The organism is Rhodococcus sp. 14-2483-1-2 (assembly GCF_002259405.1).
GTDB lineage: Bacteria > Actinomycetota > Actinomycetes > Mycobacteriales > Mycobacteriaceae > Rhodococcoides.
This window is the reverse complement of sequence record NZ_NPFW01000012.1, coordinates 78,097-97,809: the sequence shown is the minus strand read 5'-3', so window position 1 is coordinate 97,809 and position 19,713 is coordinate 78,097. Positions and strand designations below refer to the sequence as shown.

Annotated in this window: 21 protein-coding genes and 3 tRNA genes; 9 read left to right on the top strand and 15 right to left on the bottom strand. The window is 63.5% G+C overall.

Features of this window, described 5'->3' with window-relative positions; all coding sequences use genetic code 11:
- The first annotated feature begins 36 nt into the window (after window positions 1–36).
- Window positions 37–489, top strand: a complete 453-nt coding sequence (locus CH295_RS10900; protein WP_094740676.1) for a MarR family winged helix-turn-helix transcriptional regulator — start codon at window positions 37–39, stop codon at window positions 487–489.
- A 1-nt stretch (window position 490) separates the two neighbouring features.
- Here CH295_RS10900 and bla read toward each other — a convergent pair whose 3' ends face one another.
- From bla to CH295_RS10885, 3 genes are all read right to left on the bottom strand, one after another.
- Window positions 491–1,420 (bottom strand): class A beta-lactamase, encoded by a 930-nt coding sequence (bla, locus tag CH295_RS10895; RefSeq protein WP_094740675.1) that lies wholly within the window; start codon window positions 1,418–1,420, stop codon window positions 491–493.
- A 97-nt stretch (window positions 1,421–1,517) separates the two neighbouring features.
- Window positions 1,518–2,327 carry an enoyl-CoA hydratase-related protein gene (locus tag CH295_RS10890; RefSeq protein ID WP_252342000.1) on the bottom strand — a complete coding sequence of 270 codons (810 nt, stop codon included), beginning with the start codon at window positions 2,325–2,327 and terminating at the stop codon, window positions 1,518–1,520.
- Entirely contained in the window at window positions 2,311–3,846 is a 1,536-nt protein-coding gene (locus CH295_RS10885; protein ID WP_252341999.1) for a TLP1 C-terminal extension domain-containing protein, read from the bottom strand. The genes CH295_RS10890 and CH295_RS10885 overlap by 17 nt, the downstream gene beginning before the upstream one ends.
- A 61-nt stretch (window positions 3,847–3,907) precedes the next feature.
- Here CH295_RS10885 and CH295_RS10880 point away from each other — a divergent pair, with 61 nt between their 5' ends.
- Window positions 3,908–4,513, top strand: coding sequence for a TetR/AcrR family transcriptional regulator (locus CH295_RS10880; protein ID WP_252341998.1), 606 nt, complete (start codon window positions 3,908–3,910; stop codon window positions 4,511–4,513).
- Window positions 4,514–4,535: 22 nt separating this feature from the next.
- Here CH295_RS10880 and CH295_RS10875 read toward each other — a convergent pair whose 3' ends face one another.
- Entirely contained in the window at window positions 4,536–5,357 is an 822-nt protein-coding gene (locus tag CH295_RS10875) for an endonuclease/exonuclease/phosphatase family protein (protein ID WP_094740674.1), read from the bottom strand.
- Between the two features lie 144 nt (window positions 5,358–5,501).
- On the opposite strand from CH295_RS10875, the gene CH295_RS10870 reads away from it, so the two are divergent.
- The gene (locus CH295_RS10870; protein WP_094634022.1) at window positions 5,502–6,140 is read left to right on the top strand and encodes a LysE family translocator; all 639 of its coding nucleotides are present in this window, start codon (window positions 5,502–5,504) and stop codon (window positions 6,138–6,140) included.
- A 51-nt stretch (window positions 6,141–6,191) separates the two neighbouring features.
- The gene (locus CH295_RS10865; protein WP_094740673.1) at window positions 6,192–6,422 is read left to right on the top strand and encodes a hypothetical protein; all 231 of its coding nucleotides are present in this window, start codon (window positions 6,192–6,194) and stop codon (window positions 6,420–6,422) included.
- A 32-nt stretch (window positions 6,423–6,454) separates the two neighbouring features.
- Here CH295_RS10865 and CH295_RS10860 read toward each other — a convergent pair whose 3' ends face one another.
- From CH295_RS10860 to CH295_RS10840, 5 genes are all read right to left on the bottom strand, one after another.
- The gene (locus tag CH295_RS10860; RefSeq protein ID WP_094740672.1) at window positions 6,455–7,135 is read right to left on the bottom strand and encodes a hypothetical protein; all 681 of its coding nucleotides are present in this window, start codon (window positions 7,133–7,135) and stop codon (window positions 6,455–6,457) included.
- A 171-nt stretch (window positions 7,136–7,306) separates the two neighbouring features.
- A complete protein-coding gene (locus tag CH295_RS10855; RefSeq protein ID WP_094681627.1) occupies window positions 7,307–8,926 on the bottom strand; it encodes a BCCT family transporter in 1,620 nt (539 codons plus the stop codon).
- Window positions 8,927–9,056: 130 nt separating this feature from the next.
- A tRNA-Arg gene (locus CH295_RS10850) sits at window positions 9,057–9,129 on the bottom strand.
- 50 nt (window positions 9,130–9,179) lie between these two features.
- Window positions 9,180–9,269: transfer RNA gene (locus CH295_RS10845), tRNA-Ser, on the bottom strand.
- A gap of 123 nt (window positions 9,270–9,392) precedes the next feature.
- The gene (locus tag CH295_RS10840; RefSeq protein ID WP_037187291.1) at window positions 9,393–10,157 is read right to left on the bottom strand and encodes a dienelactone hydrolase family protein; all 765 of its coding nucleotides are present in this window, start codon (window positions 10,155–10,157) and stop codon (window positions 9,393–9,395) included.
- 93 nt (window positions 10,158–10,250) lie between these two features.
- Between CH295_RS10840 and hisC the strand changes: the two genes are divergently transcribed.
- Window positions 10,251–11,303: a histidinol-phosphate transaminase gene (hisC, locus tag CH295_RS10835; protein WP_094634735.1), complete on the top strand. Its 1,053-nt coding sequence runs from the start codon at window positions 10,251–10,253 to the stop codon at window positions 11,301–11,303.
- On the opposite strand, the gene CH295_RS10830 is transcribed toward hisC, so the two are convergent.
- Window positions 11,292–12,338: an alpha/beta hydrolase gene (locus CH295_RS10830; RefSeq protein ID WP_094740707.1), complete on the bottom strand. Its 1,047-nt coding sequence runs from the start codon at window positions 12,336–12,338 to the stop codon at window positions 11,292–11,294. The two genes, hisC and CH295_RS10830, sit on opposite strands and share 12 nt — an antisense overlap.
- A 291-nt stretch (window positions 12,339–12,629) precedes the next feature.
- Window positions 12,630–12,833, bottom strand: a complete 204-nt coding sequence (locus tag CH295_RS10825) for a DUF3072 domain-containing protein (protein WP_032395510.1) — start codon at window positions 12,831–12,833, stop codon at window positions 12,630–12,632.
- Window positions 12,834–12,975: 142 nt separating this feature from the next.
- Between CH295_RS10825 and CH295_RS10820 the strand changes: the two genes are divergently transcribed.
- Both CH295_RS10820 and CH295_RS10815 read left to right on the top strand, forming a co-directional pair.
- Entirely contained in the window at window positions 12,976–13,299 is a 324-nt protein-coding gene (locus CH295_RS10820; protein WP_094740671.1) for an excalibur calcium-binding domain-containing protein, read from the top strand.
- 78 nt (window positions 13,300–13,377) lie between these two features.
- Window positions 13,378–14,313, top strand: a complete 936-nt coding sequence (locus tag CH295_RS10815) for a pseudouridine synthase (protein ID WP_170945862.1) — start codon at window positions 13,378–13,380, stop codon at window positions 14,311–14,313.
- Here the strand turns inward: CH295_RS10815 and CH295_RS10810 are convergent.
- From CH295_RS10810 to CH295_RS10800, 3 genes are all read right to left on the bottom strand, one after another.
- Window positions 14,299–15,294, bottom strand: a complete 996-nt coding sequence (locus tag CH295_RS10810; RefSeq protein WP_082323463.1) for a GGDEF domain-containing protein — start codon at window positions 15,292–15,294, stop codon at window positions 14,299–14,301. The genes CH295_RS10815 and CH295_RS10810 overlap by 15 nt on opposite strands.
- A gap of 128 nt (window positions 15,295–15,422) precedes the next feature.
- Window positions 15,423–15,512, bottom strand: a tRNA-Ser gene (locus CH295_RS10805).
- 59 nt (window positions 15,513–15,571) lie between these two features.
- Window positions 15,572–16,084 (bottom strand): MarR family winged helix-turn-helix transcriptional regulator, encoded by a 513-nt coding sequence (locus CH295_RS10800; protein ID WP_502694486.1) that lies wholly within the window; start codon window positions 16,082–16,084, stop codon window positions 15,572–15,574.
- A gap of 77 nt (window positions 16,085–16,161) precedes the next feature.
- Between CH295_RS10800 and mgrA the strand changes: the two genes are divergently transcribed.
- Both mgrA and CH295_RS10790 read left to right on the top strand, forming a co-directional pair.
- On the top strand, window positions 16,162–17,196 hold the full coding sequence (gene mgrA, locus CH295_RS10795) for an L-glyceraldehyde 3-phosphate reductase (protein ID WP_094740668.1): 1,035 nt from the start codon (window positions 16,162–16,164) through the stop codon (window positions 17,194–17,196).
- Window positions 17,197–17,310: 114 nt separating this feature from the next.
- Window positions 17,311–18,300, top strand: a complete 990-nt coding sequence (locus CH295_RS10790) for an NAD(P)H-quinone oxidoreductase (protein ID WP_094740667.1) — start codon at window positions 17,311–17,313, stop codon at window positions 18,298–18,300.
- Window positions 18,301–18,339: 39 nt separating this feature from the next.
- On the opposite strand, the gene CH295_RS10785 is transcribed toward CH295_RS10790, so the two are convergent.
- On the bottom strand, window positions 18,340–19,545 hold the full coding sequence (locus CH295_RS10785; protein WP_037187257.1) for a cysteine desulfurase-like protein: 1,206 nt from the start codon (window positions 19,543–19,545) through the stop codon (window positions 18,340–18,342).
- Between the last annotated feature and the right edge of the window lie 168 nt (window positions 19,546–19,713).

The window sequence follows — 19,713 nt, the reverse complement described above, 5'->3', positions numbered from 1 at the left end:
GGTGGTCACGAGTACAGGTATCGAGAGGCACGACCTATGAGCGCACACGACCCCGCCCTGACTGCCCTTGCGCAGAATTGGCTTGCGCTTGCGGTCCTGCACGGACGTATCGAAAGCCGCATCGAGCGCGCGCTGCAGACCAACCACAATCTCAGCGCGCGCGAGTACTGGCTGCTCGACGTCCTGGGCAGGCAGCACGACGGGGAGGGCGGGCATCTGCAGATGAAACAGGTGGCCGACGCCGTCGTCCTGAGCCAGAGTGCGACGACTCGCCTGGTCACACGCCTCGAGGATCGTGGGCTGCTCACGCGGTACCTGTGCCCTACCGATCGCCGCGGCATCTACACCGACGTCAGCAAAGAAGGACTTGCACTCCTCGAGGCAGCTCGACCGACCAACGATTCGGCGCTACGCGAGGCTCTCGACGAGGCGTCGACCGAGTCGGATCTGATCCCACTGGTCGACGCCGTCCGCCGCGCCGAAAGCTGATTCACTCCACCTGTTCCACGGCTGCTCTGGTCGCGTCGGCTACCAACGAGTTCATCGCCGGCGAGTCTTCCACCCCCGACGTCGTCGCGCTGAGCACGACCAGCAGGATCCTCTGCCCGTCCGGACCGAGTAGCAGCCCCGCATCGTTCGAGACGCCGTAGCTGCCCGTGCCGGTCTTGTCTGCCGAGGTCCACTGTTCGGGGATTCCGGCGCGGAACCGGCCGTCGGAAGTCTGGGTGTCGGTCATCCACGCCAGCAGTCGATCGCGGGAGGCCGGAGTGAGTACGTCGCCGTCGAGCAGGGTTCGGTAGCCGGCGGCCATCGAGTTCGGTGTCGTGGTGTCGCGTGGATCGCCAGGTATGGCGGTGTTCAGTTCCGGCTCGGTGCGATCGAGCCGGAACTCGGTGTCGCCCAGCGAGCGCGCGAACTCTGTGAGTGCCGCAGTTCCACCGGCCTCGCGGATCAGAAGGTTGCCGGAGGTGTTGTCACTCTTGGTCAATGCGGCCGACGCCAGATCTGCAATCGTGACAACGGATCCTGGTTCCCAGTCGACAGCAGACTCGGGCACCTTGTCCTCGGCGGTGATCGTTCTGGTGTCGGTCAGCTGCAGTGCGCCAGCATCCACGGCGGCGAGTACGGCACCGACGGCATACACCTTGAACGTCGAGCAGAACGCGAAACGTTCGTCGCCGCGATGACTTTCGGTGTAACCGGAGCCGAGATCGACGGCACTGACACCGAGACGCGCGGTGTCCCTGGCCTCGAGATCGACATAATTCTGTTCGGCCGAGGCTTGTTCGGTGGTGGACTGGGCGGCGCTCGCGGCTGTCTGCGGCGGTTCGGTGGTGGTCGTCGAAGAACAGGCAACGCCTGCGGTCAACGTCGCCGCTGCAATCGCGATGAGCAGGCGGGTGGATGTCGAGGTACGCATGGGATCATGCGATCACAGAAACCCCGGTAGCTGGCTCACCGCCCCTCGGACATCCATTCCGTTCTCGGCGTCATAGGTGGTCGCGGGCATCGTCCACTCACCGCGCGGTCCATGTCGGAGTGCGTTTCTGCAGGAATGCGGTGATTCCTTCGACGACGTCCTGCGTGGTGGCGAGTCGATCCAACTCCTGACGGTTCTGTTGCCATGAATCTTCCTCGTGCGCGATGGTGCCGTCGGAGATACGTCGAGCGAGACGCTTGGATGCGCGCACGGCGAGCGGCGCACCCTCCGCACACAGGCGAGCGAGACCGAGTGCGGTATCGAGGACGTCGTCGGGTGCGGCAACCCTGTTGACCAACCCCCATCGGGCGGCCTCCTGCGCGGAGATCGGCTGTCCGGTCAAGATCATTTCCAGCGCAACGTGTTCCGGTACCGCAGACATCAGTCGAAAGGCACCACCTGCACCGGCGACGAGTCCACGGCGAATCTCGGGTAGGCCGAATATGGCCGTGTCCGAGGCGACGACCATGTCCGAGGCCAGAGCGATCTCGGTTCCGCCTCCCATCGCAGACCCGTTCACCGCCGAGATGACGGGAACCGAAATCGGATGTTGGACAATCCCGGCGAATCCCCAATGCTCGGTCTCGGGCGGGGTCACCGCGCCGGGGCCTCCGGTGCCGAGGGCTTTCAGATCGGCACCCCCGCAGAAGGTCGACGATCCCGCACCGGTCAACACGATGGCACGGATGTCACGGTCCGCCTCGGCCGACTCCCAGGCTTGCCCGAGGAGCGTGTGCACGCGTGCATCGATGCTGTTGGCAGCCTTCGGTCGGTTGATCGTGACGACGAGAACATGACCTTTTCGCCTCGTCAGTACAACAGGTTCGATGCTATCGGCGTCGGACACGAATGTTCCCCTCGTTCGACTCGACACTGACTGTTGCTCCGATGATTTCGCGTGCAGGTTCGCTCCGATAGAGGGACAACGCATGCGCACTGGCCGTATCGCCAGGCACCGTCTGTGCGGCAACGCGTCGTCCGCGTTCGTCCCTCCCGACGAGGAATGCCTGGTTCGGTTCCTGCTGCCGTGAATGCTCGACGGAGACAGTCTCCACCACGAGATCCCCGTCCTCGACAGGTGCGCGAGGCGGCGGATTCGGCGTCAGCACTGTGGGTTCGGGATTTCCGATGTAGCCGAGCGGATGCTGGTCGGCGCCCAACAGCACGGAGTGGTGGTAGGTCAGATAGCCACCGTTCGCGTGCACCAGCGCACAACTCTTCCCGCCCCGAATCTCCCGAACGGATGCGGTGATCGAATGCAACGAATGACTGCTGAGAGGCCCACCGAAGGACGAATGGCCACCGGTCACTGTGGGAATCAACGACTTCGGCGTTCCGAGGTGACATGTGGCAAGGGTCGGCACGATCGGGAAGCAGCTGTAGACGTCCAACACGTCCAGTTGCTCGACCCCGATCTCCGCTCGGTACAACGCGCGATCCATCGCGTCTTCCATCGCTGGGGACCGGCCGAAACTGCTGCGGTCGAGAATGTCGACCGTGTCCTCGGCACCGGCACCGCCCCAGACGTACACGATGTCACCCTTGGGCACACCGCGTTCGAGAGCTTCGGCCAAGCTCGTCACCACGATGCACGCCGCCTGGTCGACGAACGGCATGGCGTTCATCGACAGCGGATACGGCTCGCACACGATGCGGTTTCTCGGCGACGGCGTTCCGATGTCTACAGCCGTCCGCGCTGTGCCGTTCCAGGAGTACGGATTCTTCTCGGACACAACGGAGAAGGTCGCATACAGCTCGCTGCACTCGGCCTGCCGCGTTGCCGGATCCATGCCGGCCTCGAAGCGAAAGCGGCTCTCGAACAACGGATAGATCCGAACCGGTGAGATCAGACCGGCTTCTTGCATTGCAGCGCTGCCGAGTTGATCGAGATCGAAGGTGGGCGGACCGCCCGGATCCGTGCTCCACCCTCCGTCCTCGACGGGGTCTCGTCCGGCCTTGACCAGCGCGCTCATCGAGGCCTGGGCTTCACCGCCCGCGATCACCGCAACCGTCGACTCTCCGGAGGCGATGCGCGCGGCCGCGCGATCGAGGAGTCGGGCAGGCCATTGCCCACCGATCGGAGCGTCGAACAGATCTGCCGGTGTGGCACCGAATCTACGTCCCAGCGCAGCGGCGGGACTGGCGTAGGCCCAGCTGGCGACATGACAGAACGCGATGCTGTCCGCGCGGCGAATCCATGGGTCCGACGTCAGCGAGTCCTGAAGTGCCGCAGTCGCAGCGAGTGCGATCAGATCCATGGGTTCGACGCTCATGGGTTCGCCGCGGCCGCTTGCTTCACCGATTGCCACGATCACCGGAATGCGTGTCGGATCCACCGTCGACGCCTCGTGCCGTACAGAACTCATGAAAGCAAACCTATTACAGACAGAGATTGTCCGCAATGCCACCGGGTGCGACAATCCGGGGGTGACCGACGAAGCCAAGAGCCGACGAGGACGTCCTCGCGATCCGCATCTGGAAGACCGCGTCTACGACGCGGTGCTCGAGGTGTACTGGGAAAAAGGGTGGTCCGGCTTCACACTCGACGCCGTTGCCCGCCGCGCCTCGGTCGGTAGGGCCGCGCTCTATCGTCGCTGGGAATCGAAGGGGGCCTTGGTCGTCGATGCGCTGGAAGCCAGGAGTCCACTCGCGTCGCCGATCGACTTCGGCACGCTGCGGGCGGATCTCGTCGAACTCGCAGTGCAGCTTCTGCAGGGTTACCGAGGGACAGCAGGTCTGGTCAGTCTGAGGGTCGCCCTCGATGCGCGGGTGCACCCCGATCTTCTCGGACACATGATCGACACTCTCAACCGGAGCCGACTGGTCGCAGCGCGCCTCATCGTTCATCGAGCTCAGACTCGAGGTGAGTTGCCGGAGTCCGCCGATACCACCCGAATCCTCGAACTGGTGACCGGAGCGGTGTTCAGCCACGTCATCTTCTCGCATCGCACCGATGCCGATCGAGCCGAGACCGACCGCGTCTACGCCGAAAATCTGGTCGACGCGGTCCTCGGCGGGGTCGGCACGACATGACACGAACGGCCGATTCCGCCGATCACCGGTGGCTCGATGTCGTTGCGCACCGAATACTCACCGAGATCGCTCGGTGATCGGACACTTCCGGCATGGCGATGACCTCGAAGCTTCGTACGGCAGTCGGTGAAGACACCAGCAGATAGCTGGCGCTCCGAATGTCTTTCGTATAGCTCGATGTTCGTGTATCGGCATCTCCGACGAGGTCGGTCATTCCGTGGTCGGCAAGCACAGCGAATGTCTTGCTCGTCGGCAGGAGATTCAGGTCGCCACAGAGCACAACGACGTCGGCCGACGGACGAACATGCTCGACGATCTCCGCCAACTTCCTTGCTTGCTCCAGCCGAATGGGACTGTCGCCCTTCCCTGCTGGATCGCGCAGACCATGACATTGGATGACGGAGACGAAGGTACCTGCGAGGCGATCCCGAACGGTGACCGTCAGCGCCGCTCGTGGACGATCGTCCACGCTCCACTCGGCGTGATCGACGAACCGGGAATGGACGAACCGCGCGTCGAGTCCTACGACGGGAACGTCGTCACGAACCCAGGTCGCGATCCCGAAGTCCTGCCTCAGTTCGACGCCGTCACTGTCGGTGACAGGGCCGGCGTCGTTGGCTACGAAATACGGCGTGTATCCGGGCAGTGCGGCCGACACGTCGTCGAACAGGTTGAACCGCTGCGGCAGAGTGCGCTCACCGTCGGCAAAAGTCGCCCAACCTGACCGATGTGGCGTGCGCGTGACTTCCTGAAGACACAGGACGTCGGCGTCGACGGTTCTGAGCCATCCGATGAGCTCGTCGTACATGGCACCGCCCCATGCATTGATCGATACGATCTTCACGGGGTGATGATCGCAGACGAAGTCGAGACGGAGCAGTCCATTTTGGGGCTGCCATGACTCGATTGTTTCACCGAGCGGCGACCGCACTGCAGTTCGCAGAGGTGACCAGAAAGGACATTCCATGACGAAAGGCCACGAGCACCCGTGACCGTTCAATGGCCCGTGTTCCTGTCTCTCGTGCTCGCCAGCTACGTCTCCCCCGGACCCGACACCGTGATGATCCTGCGGTCGAGTGTCGGGGGACGGCTCGTTGCGATGGCAGCGGCAGCCGGCGCGTTGAGTGGACTCACCGTGCACCTTCTCATCAGTGCAATCGGTTTGTCGGCGTTGATCGTCGCCGTCCCCGGTAGTCTCACCGTTCTCGCGCTGATCGGTGCCGCGTACCTCGCTTATCTCGGTGTTCGAGCGCTGACAGAGAGTCGGCGAATGAGAGTGCGCGACTCGAGCTCACTCGATACCGAGAACTCGCCCGTGTCGATCACACGCGCCTTCCGCACGACGTTGGCCACCAATCTGACGAACCCGAAGGTGATCCTGTTCTTCGTTGCTGTCCTACCCCAGTTCGTCGACCGGTCGTCTTCGTGGCCGATCGCAATGCAACTCGGCATCCTCGGCACTCTCGACGTCCTCGTCGGAATCCTCTATCTACCTGTTTTGGTCTTGTTCGGTGTCAGGGCATTTCGGAACCTCGGGACACGAGGATTGGCCAACCTCGAACTCGGGGTAGGCGTCGTCCTGCTGATATTTGCCGCGGCACTCATCGCCGAAGCGTCTGTGGGATAGCCGAAGACAATTCTTGTAGCGCCACCGGCCGACGCATGAGACCGTGAAGGGATGGAACCCATGCGACCGGTCGACTACGTGGAGCAGTCGACTTCGGGATCCGAAAAGCGCAAGCAGCGTTGGTGGCGAGTGTTTTTCGGATGCCTGGTGATCTATCAGTTGATTGCCTTCGTCGTGTACGACGTCGGGTCTTGGTGGGTGGCTCTGACGAGTGTTGCCCTGTGCGGATTGTACGAACTCCTGTGGGCCGTGCTCGCCCGCTCCAACTCCCGCAGGAGGTAGCCGTTGAGTACGGCCGATCGAATTGCAGGAAGTCAGCGCTTGGATCGCTCGCCGATCACGGACGCGGCTGCCCCGACGACGAAGACGAGCGCCGTCAGCAGGATGTTCGACCACAAGCTGTAGCGGCTGTCGAATGTAAGCGTTTGTGGCACAAGATTCTCCACGTTGTAGAGGTTCGACACCAGACTCGCCGCGACGGCCGCGACTCCTACTGCGACCACTACTCGCGACCGCAGAGCAACGCCCCAGACCAACACCGCTACCGACATGGTCAACAGCGGAAGAAGTCCACGAATCGTCAAGTTGCCCATGTAGAACAGCAGTCCGCCCTGCACGACAACGACCGTGGCAACACACAATCCAACACTGACCGCGAGCCAGACACGAACGCGCAGTTCGGTGCCCGATCTACGTTCACTCCATGTGCAGTAGAGAGCGACTGCCCCGATGCACACCGGCCGTGCAATCAGCCAATAGAGACCCGCTGCCGGTGATGCGAGAAACGCAGATCCGCCGAACCACATCGGACTCGATACCGACTCCCCGGAACCGAACGGCTGCCGAACGTAGAACGGCAGCGCGCCGATGAACGTCACCGCGATGATCAACAGCGGGACTGACAACCGCGCGGGCACGGCATGCGGTCGAGGATCGGCCCCGACCCCGCCCAGCCGACCGCGTTCGCTCGAGATTCTGTCCGGTCGATCGCTCACGCGCCCTCCCCCCAAGGTTTCAGCAAACCCTACGCCCGGTTTGTTTCGATTGTCCAAGTATCTGCCGAGTCGGCCGCACACACCGCGCACAACGACAGAGCGCCGAACCGCATCGCTGCAGTTCGGGGCTCGTCGTCTCTACGCCGGAGGGATTGGAATCCCGAGCAGCCCCTAAGCCACCTTGTCTTTCTTGCGGTGAGGTGGCGGGTTCAGAACCATCGGATCGTTACTGAGATCCCGGTACAACGAGACACACAGTCCGATCATGACGACCACGAAGGGTGCTGCTGCAATGATGGTCATCGTTTGGAGGCCGTTGAGCGCGTCGGAGCCGCCGGTCCACAGGATGATCGCCGCTGTTGCGCCGGTCAACGTGCCCCAGAACACCACGACCCACTTGCTCGGCTCGAGCGTTCCGCGCTGCGACAGCGATCCCATCACCATCGACGCGGCGTCGGCACCGGAGACGAAGAAGATACCGACGAGCACCATGACGAGAACGGTCGAAATGCCGAACAGGGGCAGGTTTTCGAGCATTCCGAACAGCTGCGACTCGGTGCTGTCGCGGGTCGCGAGGTCGATGCCGTCCTGCTGTTCACCGATACCGGCACCGCCGAAGATCGCGAACCACACCAGTGACACAGCACTCGGGATCAGGATGACACCGACGATGAATTCACGAATGGTGCGGCCACGGCTGATGCGCGCCAGGAACATTCCGACGAACGGGGTCCACGAGATCCACCACGCCCAGTAGAAGATGGTCCACGACGAGAGCCACGAAGCCGTCTCGGGATCCGAGTTCGCCGCCGACCGGGCGGACATGTCGAACAGTTGAGACGCGTAGTCGCCGATACTCGTCGGAATGATGTTGAGGATGAACACAGTCGGGCCGACGACGAACACGAAGATGGCAAGGACCAACGCAAGCACCATGTTGGTGTTGGAAAGCCACTGAATGCCCTTGGAGACGCCGGACACCGCCGATGCCACGAACGCCAGCGTCAACAACGCGACGATGGCGACGAGCAACAGTGTGCCGCTCTCACCGATCCAGCCGACCACCTCGAATCCGGAACCGATTTGCAGCGCACCGAGTCCCAGCGATGCTGCAGTACCGAACAGCGTCGCGAAGATGGCCAGGATGTCGATGATCTTGCCGATCGGGCCTTCGGCGCGGCGACCTATCAAAGGAATGAACGCAGAGCTGATGAGTTGCTTGCGACCGCGGCGATACGTGCCGTACGCGATGGCCAGGCCCATCACCGCGTAAATGGACCACGGATGCAAGCTCCAATGGAACATGGTGGTGGCCATGGCAGTTCCGACGCCACCGCCCGTTCCCGGAGGCGGTGTGACGAAGTGAGTCAGTGGCTCGGAGACGCCGTAGAACATCAGGCCGATGCCCATGCCTGCACTGAACATCATCGCGATCCAGCTGACGGTCTTGAATTCGGGCTTCTCGCCGTCTGCACCCAGCGGGATACGTCCGAACTTGGACACCGCCAGATAAAGCGAGAAGATCACGAACCCGGTGGCGGCGAGGATGAAGAGCCAGCCGAGGTTGGTCACGAGCCAGTTCAGTGTCGAGGACGAGACGGACTCGAGATTGTCCGGCACCACCAGGCCCCACACGATGATGGCAACCACAACGACGGCTGCGACACCGAAGACCACTCTGTCGAGTCGAGGCGGGCGGATGGCGGAGGTCGACGTCCCGTTCTGCCCGGCGTCGACCTCGTGACGGTCAGGGTCGGAAGAGCCGACCGGGATGTGAGTTCGGGAAGTCATAGATGCCCAGGTAACGCCGTATTTCGACTGTTGGCAACTCGGAACACCGAGTCGTACCTGGAATGTGCCGCGACAACGCCGACGAAAAAGCCCCGAACCGCATCGCTGCAGTTCGGGGCTTCTCCTTCTGTGCGCCCGAAGGGATTCGAACCCCTAACCTCTTGATCCGTAGTCAAGTGCTCTATCCGTTGAGCTACGGGCGCATGTTCAGTTATCCAACTGGTCTAGCTGAACGGTAACGATCTACCGTTCGTGGCGGAGGCGAGAGGATTTGAACCTCCGGTCCCGGTGAAAGGACAAGTCATTAGCAGTGACTCCCATTCGGCCGCTCTGGCACGCCTCCTAGGCTGCCGGCCCTCTCGGACCGCCGAGGAAAGAGATTACACACGGCAAAGGCCAGAAGGCAAAACGGCTGGTCGACGCCTCTGGTTCGCGCGGCGTTCGCGTAAAAGATGCTTGTTGCTCTTCAGCGCATGAAGCTGTCGAACCAATCGAAGATTCGGGTCTGCGCGTCGACGAGCGCCGCCGCTGCCGGGTCGCTGTGATCGGAGCTGCCGGGTTGTTCGCGGGGATGGTCGGCTCGATGCTTCAGCCCCGAATAGCTGACGACGTTCGTGGCCACTGAGGCGCGCGTGGCGGCGTCGCGAAGGGCTTCGATGTGATCGGGTGGGGTGTGCGGGTCATCCTCGCCGTAGAGACCGAGCCAGGGGGCCTGCAGCTTGGGTGCTGCCTCGACCAACGCGACTGCGTCGGAGTTGAGCGGTTCGACGATTCCGGCCGCAGCGACACTGACCGCCGCCCCGACCGGACGACTGGTGGCCACGATCAACGCTGCCGTCCCTGCGTCGTCGAACCCGATGACTCCGACACAGTCGGGGTAGACACCGCGTTGGACGAGCCAGTCGGAGGTGGCGTCGAAGTCCGCGAAGAGGTCGTCGCCGAATACTTCCTTGTCGTCGCCGTGACCTCGATGGAACAGGTTCGGCGCGACGGCCAGCCAGCCTTCCAAGGCGAGTGCGCGCAGCAGGTCGAGCAGAGACTCGGGCACCTCACGGGCCTCGTGCAGCACGACGATTCCGCCGCGAGGTGGCCCGTCGGGTTCGACGGCCGTCAACGGAACTTTCTCTCGCGGGGGTGATTCGTGCGCGGACGTGTCCACCACGTCGTCCGCGCCCACCGTGGGCGCGGAGGCGGACCGAAGAACTGCGACGTCGCTCAATATTCCCGACATACTTATCGAAGATAGGACGATCGGTCCGGTCGTGCACAGCAATATCACGGACGCGTAGAAGTCAACCCCGAACCTGGGCGCATAATGGCAGCCGTGACCGCGCGCATCCGCCCCGACCTCGACGCCATCCCCGCCTACGTTCCCGGCCGCACCTTTCCGGGTGCGATCAAACTGGCGAGCAACGAGACGACGCAGGGACCGCTGCCGAGCGTGCGCGACGCGATCGCGGAGGCCGTCGGCGGCGTCAATCGCTACCCCGACAATCGAGCGACCGCGCTCGTCGAGTCACTGGCGAAGAAGCTCGGCGTCGCCACGGAGAACGTGGCCGTCGGAAGTGGTTCCGTCTCGCTGTGCCAGGAGGTCGTCCAGATCACCTGCGGTCCCGGCGACGAAGTGTTGTTCGCCTGGCGCTCGTTCGAGGCGTACCCCATCGTCACCAGCGTCGCCGGCGCCACGCCCGTGCAGGTTCCGTTGACCGCCGACCACGTGCACGATCTGGACGCGATGCTTACCGCGATCACCGACCGCACCCGGCTGATCTTCGTCTGCAACCCGAACAACCCGACCGGAACGGTCGTTCAGCGCGACAAGCTCGAGGCGTTTCTCGACGCGGTGCCGTCGAACATTCTCGTGGTGCTCGACGAGGCCTACTTCGAATACACCCGCCCCGACGCGGGCAACCACACCGACGGAGTGGAGCTGGCACGCGGACGACGCAACGTGATCGTGCTGCGGACGTTCTCCAAGGCCTACGGACTCGCCGGTTTGCGGGTGGGTTACGCGATTGCCGATCCCGAGGTGATCACGGCACTGTCGAAGGTGCGGATCGCGTTCGCTGTCAGCACCGTGGCGCAACAGGCAGCGGTGGCGTCGTTGGATGCCTCGGCGGAACTGCTGGCTCGCACCGATGGTCTGATCGCGGAACGTGATCGTGTGCGCGATGCGCTCGTGGCGGGCGGTTACGACGTCGGTGCATCGCAGTCCAACTTCGTCTGGCTGCCGCTGGCCGAACGCTCGGGTGAATTCGCTGCTGCTGCCGCCGAACAGGGCGTACTGCTGCGCGCCTACGGAAACGACGGAGTGCGGGTCACCATCGGCGACCCGCACGAGAACGACGCATTTCTGAAGTTTGCTCTACAGGCCTAGCGCGCGCTCGAGCGTCGGCCACGATTCACGCAGGTCGTCCTGCCAGTACGGCCACTGATGGATGCCGTACGGGCGGTAGACAACTGTCGCGGGGATGTCGAGCGACCGGAGTCGAGTATCGAACACGGTGGTGCAGTACAGCGCGGCCGCCTCGAGCGGTCCGCCCATCAGTGCGCTCTCGACGCCGCTACCACCGGGGCCGAGCTCGTACGGACCGGGCAGGCCGGTGCCGACGGACAAGTAGACGTCCTTGCCGCGGAGCGCTTCGGCATTACGTGACGGATCGTGCTCGACCCACCGGGGATCGGTGTTCTCGCCCCACATGTTCGTCGCGTTGCCGCCGTTCGTGGCGACGGTGGCGCGCACCGCGTCCTTGAAGTTGGTCTGCGAATTGTCGTAGCAACCACTCAGGCCTGCGACTCCGGTGTAGAGGCCGGGGTGACGGGTGATCAGGTCCATCGCGGCCTGGGCACCCATCGAGACACCGGAGATTGCGTTGGTGCCGTTACCGGAGAAGCGCGCATCGATCAGCGGCGGCAGCTCCGACGTCAGAAACGTCTCCCACTTGTTCACGCCGAGCACCGGATCCGGCACGTTCCAGTCCGTGTAATAGCTGCTCGATCCACCGACCGGGAGCACGACGTTGACCTGCTTGTCCGCGAAGAAGTCGACGATGTCGGTCTTCTGCGTCCAGGTGCTTTCCTTGTAATCGGATTCTTTGCCCGCGCTGACACCGTCGAGCATGTAGAGCGTCGGGCGGGACACGGCCTGCGCGGCCGGAAGAAGAACCTGGACCTGGATGGCGCGTCCCATCGCGGGCGAGTCGACCCACACCGCAGCGCGACGGTCGGTCAGCATGTCCACACGATCGATGCGTGCCGACGCAGCAGGCAGGGACTGAGCTGTGATTCCGGGGGCCGCACCGCCACCGTCGGAACTGCCGGTATCGGGAAGCGGCTGCGCCCCGGCAAGACCCGACCCCAGCAGCGACACTGCCAGAGCAGTTCCCGCTACTGCCAACACTCGGCGGTGCATCAGATTGCCCATCCTCCCCCGGCGCACCCTCACGGGGCGCAACACAAACAACATCCGTCACTCAACGTACCCACCGAGTTGCGCGCACGCTAAAGCTGTGGGTTCGCTCACAATAGCCGCGCACATGCGGGTCCAAAAGTCCGCGTGATCCTTTGTTACATGTACTCGAGGCATAACGGTCTACCTGGTCGGATGTCCTCGTACACGCCGTTCGCGCGGGGCACTCGATGTGACATTCGGTGGACTTTTCGGGGGTCAATGTCACATCGAGTGGACCACTGCGGCGTCGATTCAGCCGCGGCCGGTTTCGCCCTGCAGCTTGTCGATCATTTCCGACGCCTGCGCCTTGTTGAGACCCTCGGGAACTTCCTCTCCCGCTTCCTGCGCAAGGGTGCTCAGGTAGCTCTTCTGTGGGCCGGTCATCGGCTCGTCGCCGGTGACCCAATCGTCGGGATCCTTCTCGGGGTTCTGATTGACCTGCTCGTTTTCGCTCATACGTTCGTAGATACGCCGAATCGCCGGGTTCCAAACACATTCGCGTTCGCGGAGTCGCGGCGTAGGTCACTCGAATGACTTGATTGACAGTTCAACAATTGGCCGAGAAAGCTCCACAACACATCCCCTCGATTGGAGTTCCATGAAGACGAAGAACCTGCTGGTCAAGATCGGCATCAGCGGTGCGATCGCTGCGGCCGCTCTGGTCACCGCCCCGGCCGTCGCCTCGGCCGACCCGATCACCGATTTCCTCTGCAGCAGCGGATCGGCCCAGTTCTGCCCGGTACTCCTTCCCCCACCGCCGGCCCCACTGGCGGCACCTGCGCCCGCACCCCGTCAGGGCGGCACGTTCCAGTACAAGAACTGCGATGCGGCGCGCGACGCCGGTGCCGCCCCGGTCTATCGAGGCGACTACGGCTACGGGCCTCATCTCGACCGCGACGACGACGGCATCGGCTGCGAGTAGCGAATTCGCACTTGTGCAGACAGATGGCACCGATTTGTCTGCACAAGTGCGATCTCAGCGGGCGGATACGCTCATCCGGTGAGACGACGCCAGCAACCACCCCTGGCGAAGCGGCACGGTCTCGATCCCGCGCGAATACGGATGCCCGAGGACGGCACCTGGCGCACCGTCCGTGAGTTCCTGACAGCGACCGAGTTCCGGATTCCTCCACACCGGATCGACGCCATGTTCGACGCCGACGAGATCGTCGACATGGCCGGTCCCTTACCCTTGGACGCTCCATACGTTCCCGGCGAGGCAGTCTGGTTCCACCGCGATCTACCGTCGGAAACCGTTGTGCCGTTCGATATCTCGATCGTGTACCGGGACGACGCGTTGCTGGTGATCGACAAGCCGCACTTTCTGCCGACCATCCCCCGCGGCGGACATATTCTGCAGACCGCACTCGTGCGATTGCGACTCGAACTCGACCTGCCGCAATTGGTGCCCGCTCACCGACTCGATCGCGTCACCGCAGGCCTGGTCCTGTTCGTCATCGACCCGACACTGCGCGGCGCGTATCAGACACTCTTCCAGGATCGGCAGGTGCGCAAGGAGTACGAGGCGGTCGCACTGCATGACCCCACGCTGACCTTGCCCACCGTCGTTCGCAGCCGAATCGTCTCGGAGAAGGGGCAATTCACCGCCCACCAGGTCGACGGAGAACCCAACGCGCACACCACCGTCGAACTCCTGGAGCATCGAGACGGGCTCGGTCGCTACCGACTGACACCGTTGACCGGCCGCACCCATCAACTGCGACTGCACATGAATTCACTCGGTGTACCCATCCTCGGGGACGACCTCTACCCGACGGCTACCGGCCGAGCCGTCGACGATTTCACGAATCCACTCCAATTACTGTCCAGTGCAATCGAATTCACGGATCCGATCTCGAAAGCTGTGCGACGCTTCGAGACCGGATTGAGCTTGGAGCGGTGGACTGAGGGCGCGCGACGGTCAGGGCCGCTCTGATCTGTCGGGTTTTGCCGAGTGACTGACTCGTTTGGCTTCGAGCAGTCGAGCATCCGCACGAGCCAGAAGCGAGTCCATGGTGTCGCCGCGCGAACTCACTGCCGAACCCGAAGACCACGCGCTGGAGGTGAGCGACTGAAGACGCTCCACCAGACTCTGGGCACTCTCCTCATCGATTCCGGGCAGGACGAGGGCGAACTCATCGCCTCCAATGCGCGCGACCACATCGGACGCACGAAGGCCGCGTCGAACTTCGGTGACGAATCGAGCCAGCACGCGGTCGCCGGCGTGGTGCCCGTACTCATCGTTCACTCGCTTGAAGCGGTCCAGGTCGATCATCACCAATGCCAGAGGTGCACCGGACTTCTCTGCCCACCGTAGGTACTGACTTCCGTTGCGCTCGAACCCGATCCGGTTCACAGCCCCGGTCAATGAGTCCGTCTCGACCTGCCGTTGCAAGCGGCGGTAGAGATAGCTCGCAGATTCGAGACAGAACAGCGACGCGAGCATCAGATTGAGCCAGGTGACTGTCAGCGATCCGCTGGGGCTGAGCGCAACGCCGACGCCGGATGCCGCAATCGCCACTCCTACAACCGACCTGGCGACCAGACGACGGAAGAACCATCCGAGATAGCAGGCGAGCAACGGATAGAAAACCAGGTTGTTGATCGCGACGATCCCTTGGGTCGATGTGGCCATCTGGACCGATGTGACCCCGATGAACAAAGCGCAGCCCAGCAAGGCGATGCTCCGCGGAAACCTCTCACCCATCGCCGCCGGGATCAGAACCACAACTACGGCGACGGCCGTCCAGAGCCATGTCCACAACCGACCGAGAGCGCCAGGATCGGAGGTGACGGCGTCGAGCACGCCACTGACGGCCACGACCGCGGAGGCAAGCGAGGTGACGTTCGCAAACGGTGGATTCGTCCACAACCGTGTCTTCAAGTGCAGTAGCGGTCGACTGCGGCGCGTCCTCATGGCGACAATTGTGAGCGCAGAACGAGGCCACGGTCGACCGGGGCGGTGTCGACGCCTCTCCGCGGCACCCCGAGCGAACAAAACCCGGCCCACCCTTGCGGGCGGACCGGGTTCGAACGACGAACATGTGGCGGAAGCGGAGGGATTTGAACCCCCGGACGCTTTTACACGTCTCTCGCTTTCAAGGCGAGTGCATTGGGCCGCTCTGCCACGCTTCCGTGTGCGATCTTAAACGGCCGGGCCGCCCGAGGCCCAATCGCCCCTCATCGTCCAGCCCTCATCGTCGCGGTGTCGAGCCGGACGCGTCCATCGCGGCGTCGACCTTCTCGAAGATGTCGCCCAGCACCTCGAGTTCGTGAGGCGAGAGGATGTCGACGAGGTGTTGACGGACGCCGCGGACGTGGGTGGGTGCCGCCTCCGCCAATCGCCGACGGCCCTCGTCGGTGATCACCGCGAGCACGCCTCTGCCGTCGTTGACGCAGGTACTGCGAGACACCATGTCCTGGAGTTCCATTCGCCTGATCTGATGCGTCAGGCGACTTCTGGAGGACAGGACACCGTCCGCCAGCTCACTCATTCTGATGGAGCCGTCGACCGATTCCGACAACATCACCAGGATGCGGTATTCGGCCATCGAAAGATCGTGGCGATCCTGCAGATCCCTGTTCAATACCCCCATCAATCGTTGCCCGCCGTCCATATAGGCGCGCCATGCTTTCATTTCCGCAGTGTCGAGCCACTGCGGGTCCCCCCCGGGACCAATGGCTAGTTCGGCCGTCACGCGTGTCATCTTAGGCAGGAAATCTACCCACGAGTAGGTTGACGCGGTTCGAGGCCCTGTTCGGTACAGCGCCCTAAGGTCGAAGAATGACCGATCCCAACATCGACCCGCCGTACGTTGCCGCCGCCGACCGCTACGAGTCCATGCTCTTCCGCCGAGTGGGCTCACGTGGCCCCCGACTTCCGGCGGTCTCGCTGGGACTGTGGCACAACTTCGGTGACGACGTACCGCTGATGAACCAGCGCGCAATCCTACGTCGCGCATTCGATCTGGGTATCACGCACTTCGATCTGGCCAACAATTACGGCCCGCCGTACGGCAGTGCGGAGAAGAACTTCGGCCGCATCTTCGCGGAGGATTTCGCCGGATATCGCGATGAGCTGATCATCTCCAGCAAGGCCGGCTGGGACATGTGGCCCGGCCCCTACGGCTTCGGCGGCTCCCGCAAATACCTCCTGTCCTCGCTCGAACAATCGCTGACCCGGATGCGACTCGACCACGTCGACATCTTCTACAGCCACCGCCCCGACCACGACACCCCGATCGAAGAGACTGCGGGCGCACTGATCAGCGCCGTGCAGCAGGGCAAAGCCCTGTACGCGGGCATCAGCTCGTACAAGCCCGAGGGCACGCAGAAGATGGCGGACCTGCTCGCCGATGCGGGTGTTCCCCTGTTGATCCATCAGCCGAGCTATTCGATGGTCAATCGCTGGATCGAACCCGAACTGCTCGGCACCCTCGATGCCGTGGGCGCGGGCGTCATCGCATTCTCACCTCTGGCCCAGGGCATGCTCACCGACAAGTACCTCGACGGTGTCCCGTCGAATTCGAGAGCAGCGCAGGGCAAATCGCTGAATCCGGACTGGCTCACCGATGACCACATCGGGCATCTCCGGGCGTTGAACGACATCGCCGCCACTCGCGGCCAATCCCTCGCGCAACTCGCCCTGAGCTGGGCCCTGCGCGACCCGCGCGTGACGTCGGTACTGATCGGCGCATCGAGCGTCGAACAGCTGGAGAACAACGTGGCGGCATTGAAGAACCTGGACTTCACCGACGCCGAACTCGCCGAGATCGACACGCACGCCGAGGACTTCGGGATCAATCTCTGGGACCTGTAGGAGTGCCTGCGGCAGTGGTGCGACTCTGCCTGCAGGTAGTTCCGCAGGCTCCACTCCCGGGTGCTCCAGAGGGCACTTGACCGCGCCACTGCGCCGGAGGCGCACTATGGAGACATGCGTGCCATCACACTCAGAGAATTCGGCGATCCCGACGTCATGGAATGGACCGAGGTCCCCGACCCCCGCCCGAGCCGCGGGCAGGTGATCGTCGATGTTTCGGCCACCGCCGTCAACCGCGCCGATCTGATGCAGCGTCAGGGCAATTACCCGCCGCCTCCGGGTGCCAGTGACATCCTCGGTCTCGAGTGCTCGGGCATCATCTCCGAACTCGGCGAGGGCGTCAGCGGCTGGAACGTCGGCGACAGGGTCTGCGCTCTGTTGGCCGGCGGTGGCTACGCCGAGCAGGTCGCCGTACCCGCCACTCAGCTGTTTCCCATTCCTCGGGGCCTCGATCTACATGTGGCAGCGGCACTTCCGGAGGTCGCCTCCACAGTGTGGTCCAACCTGGTGATGGATGCACACATGCGTTCGGGGCAGGTACTGCTCGTTCACGGCGGCGGCAGCGGAATCGGCACCCACGCAATCCAACTGGCCAAACAGATGGGCGTCACCGTCGCCGTCACCGCCGGATCGAAGTACAAGCTGGACATGTGCGCCGATCTCGGAGCCGACATCCTGATCGACTACAAGAACCAGGACTTCGTCACCGAGATCCGTTCACAGACACAGGATCACGGTGCCGACCTGATTCTGGACAACATGGGAGCGAAGTACCTCGACCGCAACCTCGACGCATTGGCGATGGACGGCACCGTCGTCACCATCGGTATGCAAGGCGGCGTGAAGGGTGAGCTGAACTTCGGCAAACTCCTCGCCAAGCGAGGCTCGGTGCACGCAGCCGGGTTGCGCGGCCGACCCGAAACCGGGCCGTCGAGCAAAGCGAACATCGTCGCAGACATGACCGCACACCTGTGGCCGATGATCTCCGAGGGTCGCGTCACCGCCGTCGTGCACGCCGAGATCCCGATAACCGAAGCAGCGCAAGGACATCGAATGCTCGACGAGGCCGAGACCATAGGGAAAGTGATCCTGCGAATCCAGTAGCGCGCAGGTCGGCGGTCGTGAGCGGGCGGCTACGCCGCTCTAGAGGGCGAGCGCAGTGAGCGCTTTGACGAGCTGATCGATTTCGTAACGGGTGGTGTACGGAGCCAGACCGATGGTGACGGCACCACCCTCGTCGTTGACGCCCAAGGCGTCGAGCAACCGACTGCCACCGTGGACTCCGCTGACACTGCCGATTCTGGCCTGCGCGAGTTGCTCGGACACCTTCACCGCAGGCATGCCCTCGACGGTGAAGCTCAGGGTGGGAATGCGCGTCGGTGCGTTGCCCAGCACCATGACGTGGTCCAGAGAATCGAGCGCCTTCATCAGATAATCGAAAAGACCGTCGTGGTAGTGCTGCAACGATCCGATCGACAGTTCGAGGCGCTCGCGACGCGTCCCGGTGGCTGCGTCGTCCAGATTTGCCAGGTAGTCGATGGACGAGACCACGCCCGCCAACAACGCGTACTGATGGGCGCTGACCTCGAGCCTCTCGGGTCCCTTGGCCGACGGGTTCAACGACATCGACGGCAGCTGTTCCAGGAGCGTCGGGTCGCGGAAGATCAGCGCACCGACCGACGGCCCACCCCACGCGGCCGTGTCGATCGCGACGATGTCGGCCCCGAGTTCCTTGATGTCGACGTGGGCGTACGGGGCAGCTCCGGCCGCGTCGACCACGATCAGGCCACCGACCTCGTGCACCAAGTCCGCCGCGACCCGAACATCGGGCGCACTACCGACGATCGGCGACGCCGCGGTGACCGCAACGAGCCGAGTGGTGGAGGTGATCAGGTCGTCGAACTGCCAGGTGGGCAACTCGCACGTATCGATCTCGACCTCGGCCCATCGCACGTGCGCGCCCGAGCGGCTGGCGACCCGCAGCCACGGTGCAACGTTCGCTTCCTCGTCCAGACGCGAGAGCACCAGACCGGTTCCCAACCCCAGCCGCGAGCTCATCGAATCCGCGAGCCAGGACAGCAACGTCGCGCGGTCCGGGCCGATGACCACGCCGGACGGGTAGGCACCGACCAGGTCGGCGATCGCGACGCGAGCAGATTCCAGCAGAGCCGCACTGCGCTTGGCCGAGGTGTTGCCGGCCGAATGATTGGAGGCACTGTGCCGAAATGCGGTGGACACAGCGGTCGACACGCGGTCCGGGATCAGCATCCCCAGCTGAGGGTCGAGATGAATCCACCCGTCACCGAGCGAGGGGATGGAACCTCTCACTCGTGCGACGTCGTAACCCATGCCGGACACTCTAAGCGCCGACCGGTGAAGCATGTGTTCCACGTCCTGTTTCCCCAGGGAACGGTTGCCCACCTCGCACGCTCGATCCTCCCGGCCTCCACTGTTCCCGACGACCGAACCAGGATAATCGCCCCGGACGATCGCGCAACGGCGAGCGACGCGTAAAGA

What these genes read in the sequence shown, in the direction of transcription:
- CH295_RS10900 (WP_094740676.1), top strand. Translation starts at nt 37, where the DNA reads ATGAGCGCACACGACCCCGCCCTGACTGCCCTTGCGCAGAATTGGCTT.
- bla (WP_094740675.1), bottom strand. Translation starts at nt 1,420, where the DNA reads ATGCGTACCTCGACATCCACCCGCCTGCTCATCGCGATTGCAGCGGCG.
- CH295_RS10885 (WP_252341999.1), bottom strand. Translation starts at nt 3,846, where the DNA reads ATGAGTTCTGTACGGCACGAGGCGTCGACGGTGGATCCGACACGCATT.
- CH295_RS10865 (WP_094740673.1), top strand. Translation starts at nt 6,192, where the DNA reads ATGGAACCCATGCGACCGGTCGACTACGTGGAGCAGTCGACTTCGGGA.
- CH295_RS10855 (WP_094681627.1), bottom strand. Translation starts at nt 8,926, where the DNA reads ATGACTTCCCGAACTCACATCCCGGTCGGCTCTTCCGACCCTGACCGT.
- CH295_RS10840 (WP_037187291.1), bottom strand. Translation starts at nt 10,157, where the DNA reads ATGTCGGGAATATTGAGCGACGTCGCAGTTCTTCGGTCCGCCTCCGCG.
- CH295_RS10830 (WP_094740707.1), bottom strand. Translation starts at nt 12,338, where the DNA reads ATGCACCGCCGAGTGTTGGCAGTAGCGGGAACTGCTCTGGCAGTGTCG.
- CH295_RS10825 (WP_032395510.1), bottom strand. Translation starts at nt 12,833, where the DNA reads ATGAGCGAAAACGAGCAGGTCAATCAGAACCCCGAGAAGGATCCCGAC.
- CH295_RS10820 (WP_094740671.1), top strand. Translation starts at nt 12,976, where the DNA reads ATGAAGACGAAGAACCTGCTGGTCAAGATCGGCATCAGCGGTGCGATC.
- CH295_RS10810 (WP_082323463.1), bottom strand. Translation starts at nt 15,294, where the DNA reads ATGAGGACGCGCCGCAGTCGACCGCTACTGCACTTGAAGACACGGTTG.
- CH295_RS10800 (WP_502694486.1), bottom strand. Translation starts at nt 16,084, where the DNA reads ATGACACGCGTGACGGCCGAACTAGCCATTGGTCCCGGGGGGGACCCG.
- mgrA (WP_094740668.1), top strand. Translation starts at nt 16,162, where the DNA reads ATGACCGATCCCAACATCGACCCGCCGTACGTTGCCGCCGCCGACCGC.
- CH295_RS10790 (WP_094740667.1), top strand. Translation starts at nt 17,311, where the DNA reads ATGCGTGCCATCACACTCAGAGAATTCGGCGATCCCGACGTCATGGAA.
- CH295_RS10785 (WP_037187257.1), bottom strand. Translation starts at nt 19,545, where the DNA reads ATGGGTTACGACGTCGCACGAGTGAGAGGTTCCATCCCCTCGCTCGGT.